The sequence below is a fragment of the Isoptericola halotolerans genome (assembly GCF_003003075.1).
Lineage (GTDB): Bacteria > Actinomycetota > Actinomycetes > Actinomycetales > Cellulomonadaceae > Isoptericola > Isoptericola halotolerans_A.
The window spans coordinates 139,604-153,778 of sequence record NZ_PVTX01000009.1 but is presented as its reverse complement, the minus strand read 5'-3'; the positions used below and the strand labels follow the sequence as shown (position 1 = coordinate 153,778).

General features: G+C 72.2%; 10 protein-coding genes and 1 tRNA gene. 3 read left to right on the top strand and 8 right to left on the bottom strand.

Going from position 1 to position 14,175, the window contains the following annotated elements:
* Positions 1-12: 12 nt before the first annotated feature.
* The 3 genes from BCL65_RS13715 to BCL65_RS13705 all read right to left on the bottom strand — a co-directional run bounded on the left by BCL65_RS13715 (position 13) and on the right by BCL65_RS13705 (position 5,981).
* Positions 13-3,849, bottom strand: a complete 3,837-nt coding sequence (locus tag BCL65_RS13715) for a multifunctional oxoglutarate decarboxylase/oxoglutarate dehydrogenase thiamine pyrophosphate-binding subunit/dihydrolipoyllysine-residue succinyltransferase subunit (RefSeq protein ID WP_445614934.1) — start codon at positions 3,847-3,849, stop codon at positions 13-15.
* 298 nt (positions 3,850-4,147) lie between these two features.
* Positions 4,148-5,251 carry a sensor histidine kinase gene (locus BCL65_RS13710; RefSeq protein ID WP_106268947.1) on the bottom strand — a complete coding sequence of 368 codons (1,104 nt, stop codon included), beginning with the start codon at positions 5,249-5,251 and terminating at the stop codon, positions 4,148-4,150.
* Position 5,252: 1 nt separating this feature from the next.
* A complete protein-coding gene (locus tag BCL65_RS13705) occupies positions 5,253-5,981 on the bottom strand; it encodes a response regulator transcription factor (protein ID WP_106268945.1) in 729 nt (242 codons plus the stop codon).
* Between the two features lie 140 nt (positions 5,982-6,121).
* On the opposite strand from BCL65_RS13705, the gene BCL65_RS13700 reads away from it, so the two are divergent.
* The 3 genes from BCL65_RS13700 (at position 6,122) to BCL65_RS13690 (ending at position 9,541) form a co-directional block, all read left to right on the top strand.
* Positions 6,122-7,453: a hemolysin family protein gene (locus tag BCL65_RS13700; RefSeq protein ID WP_106268943.1), complete on the top strand. Its 1,332-nt coding sequence runs from the start codon at positions 6,122-6,124 to the stop codon at positions 7,451-7,453.
* Positions 7,450-8,502: a hemolysin family protein gene (locus BCL65_RS13695; RefSeq protein ID WP_106268941.1), complete on the top strand. Its 1,053-nt coding sequence runs from the start codon at positions 7,450-7,452 to the stop codon at positions 8,500-8,502. Before BCL65_RS13700 ends, BCL65_RS13695 begins: the two co-directional genes overlap by 4 nt.
* A gap of 190 nt (positions 8,503-8,692) precedes the next feature.
* Positions 8,693-9,541, top strand: coding sequence for a M15 family metallopeptidase (locus tag BCL65_RS13690; protein ID WP_106268939.1), 849 nt, complete (start codon positions 8,693-8,695; stop codon positions 9,539-9,541).
* Between the two features lie 13 nt (positions 9,542-9,554).
* Here BCL65_RS13690 and BCL65_RS13685 read toward each other — a convergent pair whose 3' ends face one another.
* From BCL65_RS13685 to BCL65_RS13665, 5 genes are all read right to left on the bottom strand, one after another.
* On the bottom strand, positions 9,555-10,184 hold the full coding sequence (locus BCL65_RS13685; protein WP_106268937.1) for a CYTH domain-containing protein: 630 nt from the start codon (positions 10,182-10,184) through the stop codon (positions 9,555-9,557).
* A gap of 10 nt (positions 10,185-10,194) precedes the next feature.
* Positions 10,195-11,337, bottom strand: coding sequence for a bifunctional 2-methylcitrate synthase/citrate synthase (locus BCL65_RS13680; protein WP_106268935.1), 1,143 nt, complete (start codon positions 11,335-11,337; stop codon positions 10,195-10,197).
* Between the two features lie 16 nt (positions 11,338-11,353).
* Positions 11,354-12,283 (bottom strand): methylisocitrate lyase, encoded by a 930-nt coding sequence (gene prpB, locus BCL65_RS13675; RefSeq protein WP_106268933.1) that lies wholly within the window; start codon positions 12,281-12,283, stop codon positions 11,354-11,356.
* The gene (locus tag BCL65_RS13670; RefSeq protein WP_106268932.1) at positions 12,283-13,800 is read right to left on the bottom strand and encodes an MmgE/PrpD family protein; all 1,518 of its coding nucleotides are present in this window, start codon (positions 13,798-13,800) and stop codon (positions 12,283-12,285) included. Before BCL65_RS13670 ends, prpB begins: the two co-directional genes overlap by 1 nt.
* Before the next feature lie 203 nt (positions 13,801-14,003).
* A tRNA-Arg gene (locus tag BCL65_RS13665) sits at positions 14,004-14,076 on the bottom strand.
* Positions 14,077-14,175: the final 99 nt, after the last annotated feature.

Genomic DNA, 14,175 nt, shown 5'->3' with positions numbered 1-14,175 from the left:
TCGTGGAGGGCCTCAGCGGGTGAAGACCTCGTCGAGGAGCACCGCCTGCTCCTCCTTGTGGCGCTTGGCCGTGCCGGCGGCGGTGGAGGCCGACGCCGGACGCGAGATCACACCGACGCGCGGCATGTCCTCCGGGAGCGCGAGGTGGAGGTACCACCACGCACCCTGGTTGCGGGGCTCGTCCTGGACCCAGACGACCTCGGCGCCCGGGTACTTCGCGAGCTCCTCGCGCAGCTGCTCCTCCGGGAACGGGTAGAGCTGCTCGAGCCGGACGATGGCGGTGGCCTCGTCCCCCCGCTGCTCCCGCTCGGCGATGAGGTCGTAGTAGACGCGCCCGGTGCAGAGCACGACGCGCTCGACGGCTGACGGCGAGATCTTGCCCGCCGCGACGGCGGAGTCCCCGAGCACCGCCTCGAACGTGCCGGTGGTGAAGTCCTCGACGTCCGAGGCCGCCGCCTTGAGGCGCAGCAGCTGCTTCGGGGTCAGCACCACCAGGGGCCGGCGGGGGCGGTCGTACGCCTGCTTGCGCAGCAGGTGGAAGTACGACGCCGGCGTCGACGGCTGGGCGATCGTCATGTTGTTCTCCGCGGCGAGCTGCAGGAACCGCTCGATCCGGGCCGAGGAGTGGTCCGGGCCCTGGCCCTCGTAGCCGTGCGGCAGCAGCATGACCACCGACGAGTTCTGCGCCCACTTCTGCTCGGCGGACGAGATGAACTCGTCGATCACCGTCTGTGCGCCGTTGACGAAGTCGCCGAACTGCGCCTCCCAGAGCACCAGGGCGTCCGGGCGCTCGACGGAGTAGCCGTACTCGAAACCGAGCGCGGCGTACTCGCTGAGCGAGGAGTCGTAGACCCAGAACTTGGCCTGGTCGCCCGACAGGTACAGCAGCGGCGTCCACTCGGCGCCGGTGTTGCGGTCGTGCAGGACGGCGTGCCGCTGGACGAAGGTGCCGCGGCGCGAGTCCTGCCCGGCCAGCCGGACCGGTGTGCCCTCGATGAGCAGCGACCCGAAGGCGAGGAGCTCGCCGAAGCCCCAGTCGATCCCGCCCTCCTTGGACATGAGCTGGCGCTTCTCCAGCATCTTGGCCAGCTTGGGGTGGATCGTGAACCCCTCGGGCGCCGAGACGTGGACGTCGCCGACGCGCTCGAGCACGGAGTGAGGGACCGACGTCTTCCAGCCCACCATCGTCCCGGCGTCCTCGCGCTGGGACTCCGGCCGTTCGAGGCCCGCGACCTCCTCGGCACCGTCCGGTGCCGTGTACCCGCTGCCCTTGGTCTCGGTGAAGACCCGCTCGAGCTGCGCCTGGTAGTCCTTCAGCGCCTGCTCGGCCTCCTCGACCGTGATGTCGCCCCGGGCGACGAGGTTCTTCGTGTAGAGCTTGCGGACGGACTGCTTCGCCTCGATGAGGTTGTACATCAGCGGCTGCGTCATCGACGGGTCGTCGCCCTCGTTGTGCCCGCGGCGGCGGTAGCACACGAGGTCGATGATCACGTCGCGGTCGAACTGCTCGCGGTAGGCGAAGGCGAGCTCGGCCACGCGGACGCAGGCCTCCGGGTCGTCGCCGTTCACGTGCAGCACGGGCACCTGGTAACCCTTGGCGACGTCCGTGGAGTAGGTCGTCGAGCGCGACGACGTCGGGCCGGTGGTGAAGCCGACCTGGTTGTTGATGACCACGTGGATCGTGCCGCCGGTGCGGTAGCCGCGCAGCTGGGCGAGGTTGAGCACCTCGGGCACCACGCCCTGGCCGGCGAACGCCGCGTCGCCGTGCACGAGGATCGGCAGGACGGAGAAGCCGTCCCCGCCCAGGTCGATGCGGTCCTGCTTGGCCCGCACGATGCCCTCGAGCACCGGGTCGACGGCCTCCAGGTGCGACGGGTTGGCGGCCAGGTAGACCTTGGTGGTCGCGCCCGACTCCGCGGTGAAGGTGCCCTCGGTGCCGAGGTGGTACTTCACGTCACCGGAGCCCTGGACGGACTTCGGGTCGATCTGCCCCTCGAACTCCTTGAAGATCTGGCCGTAGCTCTTGCCGGCGATGTTCGCGAGCACGTTGAGCCGGCCGCGGTGGGCCATGCCGATGCCGACCTCGTCGAGGCCGTTCTCGGCGGCCTTCGACAGGATCGCGTCGAGCAGCGGGATGACCGACTCGCCACCCTCCAGCGAGAAGCGCTTCTGGCCGACGTACTTGGTCGCCAGGAACGTCTCGAACGCCTCGGCGGAGTTGAGGCGGCGCAGGATGCGGAGCTGGTCCTCGCGCGGCGTGCGGGCGTACCCGTGCTCGAGCCGGTCCTGCAGCCACTTGCGCTGCGCCGGGTCGGCGATGTGCATGTACTCGATGCCGATGGAGCGGCAGTAGGAGTCGCGCAGCAGGCCGAGGGTGTCGCGGAGCGTGGCCTTGGCGGCACCGCCGAACCCGCCGGTCGGGAAGACGCGGTCGAGGTCCCACAACGTCAGCCCGTGGTTCTGGATGTCGAGGTCCGGGTGCTTGCGCTGGCGGTAGGCGAGCGGGTCCGTGTCCGCCATGAGGTGCCCGCGCGAGCGGTACGAGTGGATGAGCTCGGCGATCTTGGCCGGCTTGCCGGCCTCGACCTCGGCGTCGACGGTGTTGTCGCGCACCCAGCGCACGGGCTCGTACGGCACGCGCAGTGCCGCGAACACGCGGTCGTAGAAGCCGTCCAGGCCGAGGAGCTTGCCGCTGAGGATCTTGAGGAACTCGCCGGACTGCGCACCCTGGATGATGCGGTGGTCGTAGGTCGACGTGATCGTCATGACCTTCGAGACCCCGAGGCGGGCGAGCCGCTCCTCGGAGGCGCCGGCGAACTCGGCGGGGTAGTCCATGGCGCCGACGCCGACGATGGTTCCCTGGCCCTGCATCAGACGGGGCACGGAGTGCACCGTGCCGATGCCGCCCGGGTTCGTCAGCGAGATGGTCGTCCCGGCGAAGTCGTCCATGCCGAGCTTGCCGCCACGCGCCTTGCGCACCAGGTCCTCGTACGCGGCCCAGAAGCCGGCGAAGTCCATCTCCTCGGCCTTCTTGATGCTGGGCACCAGGAGCTGGCGGGAGCCGTCGGGCTTGGCCAGGTCGATCGCCAGGCCGAAGCCGACGTGCGCGGGCTGCACGACGTGCGGCTTGCCGTCGGTCTCCTCGTAGTGGGCGTTCATGACCGGCATGTCGGCCAGCGCCTCGACCAGCGCGAAGCCGATGAGGTGCGTGAACGAGATCTTGCCGCCGCGGCCGCGCTTGAGGTGGTTGTTGATGACGATGCGGTTGTCCACCATCAGCTTGGCGGGCACCGCACGCACCGACGTCGCCGTCGGCACGGAGATCGACGCCTCCATGTTGGTGACGACCCGCGCCGCGGGGCCGCGGAGCTTCTGGACGTCGTCCGTGGCGTCGCCGTCCTCGTCCTTGGGTGTGGACCGCGCGATCTCGGCGTACGGCGCGGTCGCCGGGAGCGCCTCGGCGACCGGCGCGTCGGCGGCGGAGACCGCCGGGTCGGCGGGCACGGGGGCGGGCTCGGGCGGCTGCGACGCCTCGGCGGCCGCCGTGCCCGACGCGGGCGAGGACGCCGTCGCGGCGTCCTTGGCCGGCGGGGCGGCGCGCCGCGGGGCGGGCTCCTCGGCCGCGGGCTTCCCGGCAGGACGCTCGGCCGGAGCAGGCTGCTCGCCCGCACCGGCGGCACCGTCGGACGAGTCGTCCGGCGTGTAGTCCGCGAAGAAGTCCCACCACGCGGGATCGACCGCGTTCTTGTCCTTCAGGTACTGCTCGTAGAGCTCGTCCACGAGCCACTCGTTGGCCCCGAACGACGCACTACCGGCGTTGATCGACTCTGACCCAGCCTTTGGGGACACCACGCCCGGATCGCCCACTTTCCCGTATTGCTTGGTTTGAACTGCTTGGTTTGCACTGCTCCGTCGAACTGCTCGTCGGACCGCGCACCCGTTCTCGGGCACCTCCAGCCTATGCCCTCGGTCGCTTCCTCGGAGTCCCGGGTTCGGCGGTACGGCGCGGCTCGTGGGCCATCTCTCACCGCCGTGTGGTGCCGGGGTAATAGGGCAGGAAAGCGATGGCAGCAGTTACGTCGCAAGGCGTCATGCGCACCTCACGAAGAAGGATCCGGCAGGTTTCGGTGTGATCGATCTCACCCGCTCACGCACCGGATTCCGTCGTCACTCCCGGGGCGGGCCGGGCGACGGCGGGAAGGGTCACCCGCATGGTCGCCCCCGGCTCGGAGTCCGCGACGGCGACGTGCCCGCCGTGCAGGTCCACGGCCCACCGCACGATCGCCAGGCCGATGCCGGTGCCGCCGCTCGCGCTGGGCTGCGGCCGGGCGTCGGTGGTCCCGCGGGCGAACCGCTCGAAGACCCGGTCGCGATCCTCGGCAGGGATGCCGGGACCCTCGTCGCCGACCTCGATGACGACGGCGTCGCCCTGGGGGTAGGCGTCGAGCCGGACGGTGCCGCCGTAGGGCGAGTGCCGGATGGCGTTCTGCAGCAGGTTGGTGACCACCTGGCGCAGGCGCTCGACGTCCGCCTCGAGCGGCAGGTCCTCGGGCGTGACGTCCACCACGTATGTGAGGCCCTTCGCGGCGTCGACCATCGACATCGCCTCGGCGCACTCCTCGAGGAAGTCGCCGACCGAGAACTCGGTGAGCATCAGCGCGGAGGCGCCGGCCTCGACCCGGGAGAGGTCCAGCAGGTAGGTCACGAGGCGGCTGAGCCGCTCGGTCTGCTCCAGGGAGAGCTCCAGGGACGACGGCGTCGGCTCGGTGACGCCGTCGACCATGTTCTCGAGCTGGGCCTGCAGGGCGGCGACCGGGGTGCGCAGCTCGTGGGACACGTTCGCGATGAGGTCGCGGCGGATGCGGTCGGACGCCTCGAGGTCCCGCGCCATCGTGTTGAACGCCTCGGCGAGCTGACCGACCTCGTCCTGGCTCGTGGAGCGGACGCGGATGGAGTAGTCGCCGTCGGCCATGGTCTGGGCGGCGGCCGTCATCTGCCGCAGCGGTGACGTCATGCCGCGCGCGAGGACCTGCGTGAGCACCAGGGAGACGATGATCGCCAGGGGGAACGTGCGGCTCGGCCCGAGCTCGTTGCGCAGGCCCACCCAGGTGATGACGACGGCGACGGTCACGCTCGCGACGACGAGGAGCCCGAGCTTGACCTTGAGCGAGTGGACCGGGTCCAGCGGCCGGACGTCCGGGAGCCGGTGGTCCCGCCACCGCGCATGGTCGTCGTCGCGCGCGGGGCCCACGTCAGCCTGCCGGGGGCTCGAACGCGTAGCCCACGCCGTGCACGGTCCGGATCAGGTCCGGCCCGAGCTTGCGGCGCAGCGCCTTGATGTGCGAGTCGACGGTCCGGGTGCCGCTCGCGTCGGCCCAGTCCCAGACCTCGGCGAGGAGCTTCTCGCGGGTCTGGACGGTCTTCGGCGCGCTGGCGAGCATCACGAGCAGCTCGAACTCCGTCGGGGTCAGGTGGACCTCGTCGCCGGCTCGGTGCACCCGGCGCTGGGCACGGTCGATGGTCACGTCCCCGGCGACGAGCGGCGGGTCGGCCGGGGCGGTGGCGGCGGCCTGCGCGGCGCGCTCCACGCGGCGGAGCAGCGCCTTGACCCGTGCCACCAGCTCGCGCATGGAGAAGGGCTTGGTCATGTAGTCGTCGGCGCCCACGCCGAGCCCGATCAGCATGTCGGTCTCGTCGTCGCGCGCCGTGAGCATGAGGATCGGCGTGGGGTGGTCCGCCTGGATGCGACGGCACACCTCCAGGCCGTCCAGGCCCGGCAGCATGACGTCGAGCACCACGGCGTCGGGATGGAGCCGGGCGGCGGCGTCGACGCCGGAGATCCCGTCGCGAGCGACCTCGACCCGCCACCCCTCGGCCGAGAGGCGTTGGGCGATCGCCGTCGCGATCGCCGGCTCGTCCTCGACGACGAGGACGGTGGCGTTCTGCTGGCCCTGTCCCGGGCTGGTCGCAGTCGTGGTCATGAGCCCATCTTGCACGCAGAACCTGGGTGTCCGCTGGGGATGCGCTGGCGTGGCGGCGGGACGGGACGACCACGCCGAGTCCGGGATAGCATCGGTGCCACGATGGACGACAGTCGATATCCCGGCCTGCGAGGCCTGCCGTGCTGACCGAGACGATCATGATCGCCGTGGGTGTCCTGCTCACCGCAGGGACCGCGATCTTCGTGGCGAGCGAGTTCTCGCTCGTCACCCTGGACCCCGCCGTCGTGGGCAGCGACGACGAGGAGGGCGACAGTCCGCCGCCCGGCCGGAGGCGTCCCGATCGTCGGGACCGCATCGTCCGGGCCGGGCTCAAGCACCTGTCCACGGAGCTCAGCTCCGCGCAGGTGGGCATCACCGTCACCACGATCCTGCTCGGCTACACCGCGCAGCCGGCGCTGCTGAGCCTGTTCGGCGCCGGGCTGGCGGCCACCCCGCTCGGCACCGCCGCGTCCGCGGTGCTCGCCGGGGTGCTGGCCCTGGTGGTCGTCAACGCGTTCTCCATGCTCTTCGGTGAGCTGATCCCGAAGAACTTCGCGTTGTCGGCCCCGCACCCCACCGCCCGGGCGGTCGTGCCCCTGCAACGCGTCTTCACGATCGTGTGCGGCCCCCTCATCGCCGTGCTGAACGGGTCGGCGAACGCCATCCTGCGCCGGGTCGGCGTCGAGCCCCGCGAGGAGCTGTCCGGCGCCCGGTCGGCGACCGAGCTCCTCTCCCTCGTGCGTCGGTCCGCGCAGGAGGGCACGCTCGAGGAGGGCACGGCGGCGCTCCTGGCCAACACGCTCGAGCTCGACGCGCTCGTCGCCCGCGACGTGATGACCGACCGCACCCGGATGTCCGTCGTCCGGCGGGGCACGAGCGCCGCGGAGGTCGTCGCCCTGGCGCACCGGACGGGTCACTCCCGGTTCCCCGTCATCGGGGACGACCGCGACGACATCGTCGGCCTGGTGCACCTGCGCCGTGCTGTCGGTGTCCCCTTCGAGCGCCGCGACGAGGTGCCTGCGGGGGCCCTGATGGTGGACGCTCCGCGGGTGCCGGACACCGTCAGCCTCGGTCCGCTGCTCGTCGAGCTGCGCGGGCTCGGCCTGCAGATGGCCGTCGTCGTGGACGAGTACGGCGGCACGTCCGGCGTCGTGACCCTCGAGGACGTGGTCGAGGAGCTCGTCGGCGACGTCGCGGACGAGCACGACCGCCGTCGCGGGGGCGCGTCCCGGGCTGCCGACGGTTCCTGGGTCGTGCCCGGCGTCCTGCGCCCCGACGAGCTGGTCGAGACCACGGGCCTGCGGGTCCCCGAGGGCCCCGCCTACGAGACGCTCGGCGGGCTCGTCATGGCCAGTCTCGGCCGGCTGCCGGAGGTCGGCGACGACGTCGAGGTCGACGGCGTCCGCATGCGTGTGGAGCTCGTCGACGGTCGGCGCGTGGAGCGCCTGCGCGTGCGGGAGGTGACGGCATGAGCACCGGCACCGCCCTGCTGGTCGGCCTGCTCCTGCTGGTCGGCAACGCCTTCTTCGTCGGCGCGGAGTTCGCCGTCCTGTCCGTGCGGCGCAGCACGATCGAGCCGCGCGCCGAGGCGGGCGAGAAGCGCGCCCAGATCGTGCTGTGGGCCATGGAGCACGTCTCGCTCATGCTCGCGTGCGCCCAGCTCGGGATCACGGTCTGCTCGACCGGGCTCGGCATCATCGCCGAGCCCGCGCTCGCGCACCTGCTCGAGGGGCCGTTCGCGGCCCTCGGCATCCCGGAGCAGCTCGTGCACCCGGTCGCGCTCGTCATCGCGCTGAGCATCGTCGTGTACCTGCACGTGGTGCTCGGCGAGATGGTGCCCAAGAACCTCGCCGTCAGCGGGCCGGAGACGGCAGCCCTCTGGTTCGCCCCGCCCCTGGTGCTGATCGCCCGCGTGCTGCGCCCGGTCATCGTGGCGCTCAACTGGGTGGCCAACCACGTGGTCCGTCTTCTCGGTGTCGAGCCGAAGGACGAGGTCGCCTCCGCGTTCACGGCGGAGGAGGTCCAGTCGATCGTGGAGCACTCCCGCGCCGAGGGCGTGCTCACCGACGAGCAGGGCCTGCTGTCGGGTGCGTTCGAGTTCTCGTCCCGCACGGCCGGCGACGTCATGGTCCCGCTCGACGCGCTGGTCACCGTCACGCCGGGGGCGACGCCGGACGACGTCGAGCACCTCGTCTCGCGCACGGGCTTCAGCCGGTTCCCGGTCGTCGACGTCCCCGTCGAGGGCGCCCCCGCGGCGCTGGTCGGTTACCTGCACCTCAAGGACGTGCTCTACGCGACGAACGGTGACCGGGACCGGCCCGTGCCCGCGTGGCGGGTCCGCGCGACGGCGCAGGTCGGCCCGGACGACGAGGTCGAGGACGCGCTGCGGGCGATGCAGCGCTCCGGGGCGCACCTCGCCCGCGTGGAGGACGGGTCGCGGACGGTCGGCGTCGTGTTCCTCGAGGACATCCTCGAGGAGCTCGTGGGCGAGGTCCGTGACGCGATGCAGCGTCTGCGGTGACGGTGAACAGGTCTTGAACAACCGGGGACTTGGCCGTGGGCCACGTCACCGCTAGGGTGCGGTCACGGATCGACCGCGGCGCTCGGCGTCGTAGGTCGCCTCGCAGGTCGGGCACGACGTCTGACCGACAGCTCGAGCAGTTTCCAGCAGGTGCCGCGCGCTCGCGCGCGGCGAGAGGCACGGAGGTGGCGTGGACACGACGTCCCAGGGCGACGCCCCCGCTCCGCGCTCCCGGCGGGAGATCCGTGAGGCGGCCGAGGGTCGCTCCGGCCGCACCACGCGCCGTCGGTCCACCGGCACGGCGAAGGGCCGTGGTCGGGGCGCGCACGCCGCACCGGCCGGGCACACCTGGGTCACCCGTGTGACGGTCCTCGGCTCGCTGGCGGCGGCCACCATCGCGGTGCCGCTGTCCGGTGCGGCGGACGCGGACGAGCGCTCGCCGTTCGACCTGGAGACGGCGCCCACGGGACCCTCCACCCTGGCGCTGCTGCAGTCGGGTGCGCAGACGCCGGGGACGGCGGCCGCCATCGCGGCGGCACCCCGCGAGCGCAGCGTCGCGGCCGCGAGCCGGACCACCGAGCGCGACCCGCTGCCCGACTGCGACGCCAACACCGAGGTCGTGGGCACCAACGGGCAGCTCACCGACCACTCGCTGTGCGACCTGTGGCAGAGCGGCGAACAGCTGCGCCCCGACGCCGCCGTCTCCCTCAGCGCCCTCAACGAGGCGTTCCGCGCGCGGTTCGGCCGGGACCTCTGCCTCGTGGACAGCTACCGGTCGCTCTCCTCGCAGTACTCGGTCAAGGCGAGTCGCGGGTACCTCGCCGCGACGCCGGGCACGTCGATGCACGGCTGGGGCCTGGCGATCGACCTGTGCTCCAAGGAGACGGGCAGCGCCGAGGTCTACAAGTGGCTCTGGGACAACGCCCCGGCCTACGGCTGGGAGAATCCGCCGTGGGCCCAGCGCGGCGGGTCGGGCAAGTACGAGCCGTGGCACTGGGAGTACCGGGCCGGGGTCGAGGAAGTCTCCACCTGGCACTGAGCCGGGGGAGCGGCTACGGCGACTCGAGCCGCTGGTTCTCCCCGAAGTCGTCCCGGAACCGCGGTCCGGTGCGCGCGAGCTCCCGGGCGTGCTCGGCAGCCCACTCCCCGTAGGGCTCCACGGCGAGCGACTCGTTGGAGAACCGGCGGTCGTCGGTGATCTCGGTGACGCAGAAGTCGGGGATCTGCAGCCCGGTCACCGGTCCGGAGCGTTCGCACTCGGCGACGACCAGCGGGCTGTTGGCACCGCCGAAGACGTCGACGGACCACCCGTCCGCACCCAGCCACACCGCGTACCGGGTCTTGACGACGCGCGCGCCGCCCCGCCGGACCAGCTCGACGCCGACCAGAGGGTCGAGCTGCCGCTCCGCCTCGTAGCGGGTGCCGCCGGCCGACGGGCCCTTCACGGTGACGGCGGCGAAGTCGAACTGCTCCCGGTGGGCGTCGATGATCTCGGCCGGGTCGCTCTCGGCGTCGACACCGGCGTCGACGCCGCCGGCCTGCACGCGCACACGCAGCGCGTACCCGCCGTCGGACAGGAAGTACGACTGGACGATGAGCGACGGGGCGTCGCGCAGCACGTCCGGCAGCCGCCGGACGAGGAAGCGGCGCTCGAACTCGAAGTCGGAGTAGCTCGTGGACATGGTCCCGACACTACTGCGGCGGCACCTCGCGGCGCTCCGGGCCGACGTACTGCGACAGCGGGCGGATGAGGGAGTTGGCGGCCTGCTGCTCGGCCACGTGCGCCGTCCAGCCGGTGACGCGTGCCGCCACGAAGAGCGGCGTGAACGTCGGGGTGTCGAACCCCATGAGGTGGTAGGCCGGGCCGGCGGGGTAGTCGAGGTTCGGGTAGATGCCCTTGCGCTCGACGAACGCGGACTCCAGCGCCGCGTAGAGGTCTGCGAGGTCCGGGCGGTCGTAGTGCGCCACGAGGGCGTCCAGCGCGGCCTTCATCGAGGGCACCCGCGAGTCGCCGTGCCGGTAGACCCGGTGGCCGAACCCCATGACCTTGCGCTTGGCGGCCAACGCCTCGTCGAGCCACGCCTCGGCACGGTCGGCGGTGCCGATCTCGGCGAAGGCGTGCATCACGGCCTCGTTCGCACCGCCGTGCAGCGGGCCCTTGAGCGCACCGATGGCGCCGGTGACCGCGGAGTACACGTCGGACAGCGTCGAGGCGATGACCCGCGCGGTGAACGTCGAGGCGTTGAAGGAGTGCTCGGCGTACAGCACGAGGGAGACGCGGAACGCGTCGACGACGGCGTCGTCCGGCACCTCGCCGAACGTCTGCCACAGGAAGTTGCGGGCGTAGTCGAGGTCGTCGCGCGGTGCGACGGGCTCCAGGCCGTGCCGTCGGCGCTGGCTGTACGCCACGATGCCGGGCAGCTGGGCGAAGAGGTAGACGGCGCGGCCCTGGTTGAGCTCGGGGTCGAGGACGCCGTCCGGGCGTCCCAGGGTGTCGTCCAGGCCGCCGAGCTGGCTGACCGCGGTGCGCAGCACGTCCATCGGGTGCGCCTCGAGCGGCACGTCGTCGATCGCTCGCCGGGTGCGGTCGTCCATCGGCCGCAGGGAGCGCTCGAGCCGCTCGAGCTCGGCGAGCTCCGCCCCGGTCGGCAGCTCGCCGTGCCACAGCAGGTGGGCCACGGCCTCGAACGGCTGGCTCGCCGCGAGGTCCTGGACCGGGTAGCCGCGGTACAGCAGGGAGTTGGTCTCGGGGTCGACCTTCGAGATCGCGGTGGTGTCCGCGACGACTCCGGCCAGGCCCTTGCGGACGTCGGGCTCGGTGCGGGGCTCGGTCATCGGTGCTCCTTCGCTCTCAACGACGTTCGGGGCGGTGGTGGCTGTGGTGCGTCTCCAGGGAGAAGTCGTACACGCCGGCGTCGAACGTGCTGTACGCCGGGTAGTCGAGGAGCTCGTAGAGCTCGGCGCGGGTCTGCATGTGCGGCACCTGCGCGGCGAGGGAGCCCTCGGTCCGCAGGTCGTCCAGCGCGCGGTCCGCGGCGCCCATCGCGAGGCGCAGCAGGGACACGGGGTAGATCACCAGCGCGACCCCGGCGTCGCGCAGCCGGTCGGCGGTGAACAGCTCGGACTTGCCGAACTCCGTCATGTTCGCCAGGACCGGCACGTCGAGCGCGGCGGCCACGGCCGCGAACTCGTCGAGGTCCCGCAGCGCCTCGGGGAAGACGGCGTCGGCGCCGGCGTCGACGAGCGCGCGGGCCCGTTCGATCGCGACCTCCAGCCCGGCGCCGGCACGGACGTCGGTGCGGGCCATGATCAGCAGGTTCTCGTCGCGGCGAGCCGTCACGGCCGCGCGGATGCGCTGCAGCGCCGTGGCGTCGTCGACCACCTGCTTGCCGTCCAGGTGGCCGCAGCGCTTGGGGTTGACCTGGTCCTCGATGTGCAGACCGGCGACGCCGGCGTCCTCCATCGTCTGGACGGTCCTGGCCACGTTCATGGCCTCGCCGAAGCCGGTGTCGGCGTCGACGAGCGTCGGCAGGTCGGTCATGCGGGCGATCTGACCGGCGCGTCCGGCGACCTCGCTCAGGGTGGTGAGCCCGACGTCGGGCAGGCCCAGGTCGGCCGCGACGACCGCGCCCGAGACGTAGACGCCGTCGAACCCCTTGGTCTCGATCAGCCGCGCCGAGAGCGGGTTGAACGCGCCGGGCAGCTGCAGCAGCTCCCCGGACCTCAGGCGCTCGCGGAACGCGGCACGCTTGGCCGCCGGGGTGAGCGTCGAGTACAGCATCAGAAGATCCCGGGGACGACGGCGGCACGGGCGGCCGGGTCGTCGGCCGGCGTCACGGTCAGCCCGGCGAGCTCGTCGGCGGTGAGCTCCGGCAGGCGCTGCGCGAGGTCGAGGAACCGCTCGGTCTCCTCCGGGGCGAGCACGCCGTCCGCCAGGGTGCGGAACTTCTGCACGTACTGGGCCCGGGCGAAGGGACGTGCGCCGAGCGGGTGGGCGTCGGCGACGGCGATCTCCTCGACCACCCGCTCGCCGTCGACCAGCTCGATCTCCACCCGTCCGCCGAACGACTTCTCGGCGGGGTCGGCCGAGTGGTAGCGGCGGGTCCACTCCGGGTCCTCCGCCGTGGTGACCTTGCGCCACAGCTCGATCGTGTCGGGCCGTCCGGCCCGCTCGGGCGCGTAGCTGTCGACGTGGTCCCAGGCGCCGTCCTGCAGCGCGACGGTGAAGATGTAGGGGATCGAGTGGTCGAGCGTCTCGCGGCTGGCGGTCGGGTCGTACTTCTGCGGGTCGCCGGACCCGGAGCCGATGACGTAGTGGGTGTGGTGCGAGGTGTGCAGCACGACCGAGCGGACGGCCTGCGGCTCGCGCAGCTCGGGCCGCTCGCGGCCCAGACGGCGGGCGAGGTCGATCCACGCCTGCGCCTGGTACTCGGCGGAGTGCTCCTTGGTGTAGGTCTCGAGGATCGCGGTGCGCGGCTCGCCGTGCTCCGGGAGCGGCACGGTGTAGCGGGCCTCGGAGCCCGAGAGCAGCCAGGCGATGACGCCGTCGGAGCCCTCGTAGATCGGGCTGGGGGAGGTCTGGCCCCGCATGGCCCGGTCGACGGCCTCGATCGCCATCTTGCCCGCGAAGGCCGGCGCGTGGGCCTTCCAGGTGGAGATCTCGCCCTTGCGGGACTGCCGCGTGGCGGTGGTGGTGTGCAGGGCCTGCCCGATCGCCTGGTAGACCGTCTCGGTGGGCAGCCCCAGGAGGGTGCCGATCCCCGCCGCGGCGCTGGGGCCGAGGTGGGCGACGTGGTCGATCTTGTGCTCGTGCAGGCAGATGCCCTTGACGAGGTCGACCTGGATCTCGTAGCCGGTGACGATCCCGCGCAGCAGGTCCGCGCCGTCGCGGCCCAGGTGCTGCGCGACGGCCAGGATCGGCGGGATGTTGTCGCCCGGGTGCGAGTAGTCCGCGGCGAGGAACGTGTCGTGGTAGTCGAGCTCGCGCACGGCGACGCCGTTGGCCCAGGCCGCCCACTCGGGACTGGTGCGCTCGCGGCTGCCGACGATCGTGGCGCCGGCGCCGCCCCGCGAGACGGGGTGCGCCTCCGCCTGGGCGCGGGCGGCGAGGATCGGGGCGCGTCCCAGCGACGCGGTCGCGACGGCGGCGTTGTCGATGACGCGGTTGATCACCATGTCGGTCACGGCGTCGGTGGGGTCGCTCTGCTCGGTGGCGACCTCCGCGATCTTCCAGGCGAGCTGGTCGGTGCGGGCCAGCGGCTCGTCCGCCCCGTAGGTGCGCACGGTGTGGTCGATCATGGGTCCTCCGGGTCGCGGGGAGCTGTGGTCGCGCGGACCGCCGGGTCGTGCGGAGCCACGCGTCGTCGTCGTCGACTGCTGCTTGGAACCTAACGTGCGGGTGCGACGGCGTCCAAGCGGCCGGTCCGGCGCCTCGTCCTGAGTCTCGCCCGGGGACGACGAAGGCCCGCACCGCGATCTCTCGCGCTACGGGCCTTCCGCGGTGCGCCTGGAGGGACTCGAACCCCCGACCTTCTGCTCCGGAGGCAGACGCTCTATCCACTGAGCTACAGGCGCGGGTACCGGACGGCTCGCACGGGGCGACCCTTCGGCACGGTGACCGAGACTATCACCGTGGGTGTGCAGGTCGGAAACAGGGTCGCGAGACGCTGGCAG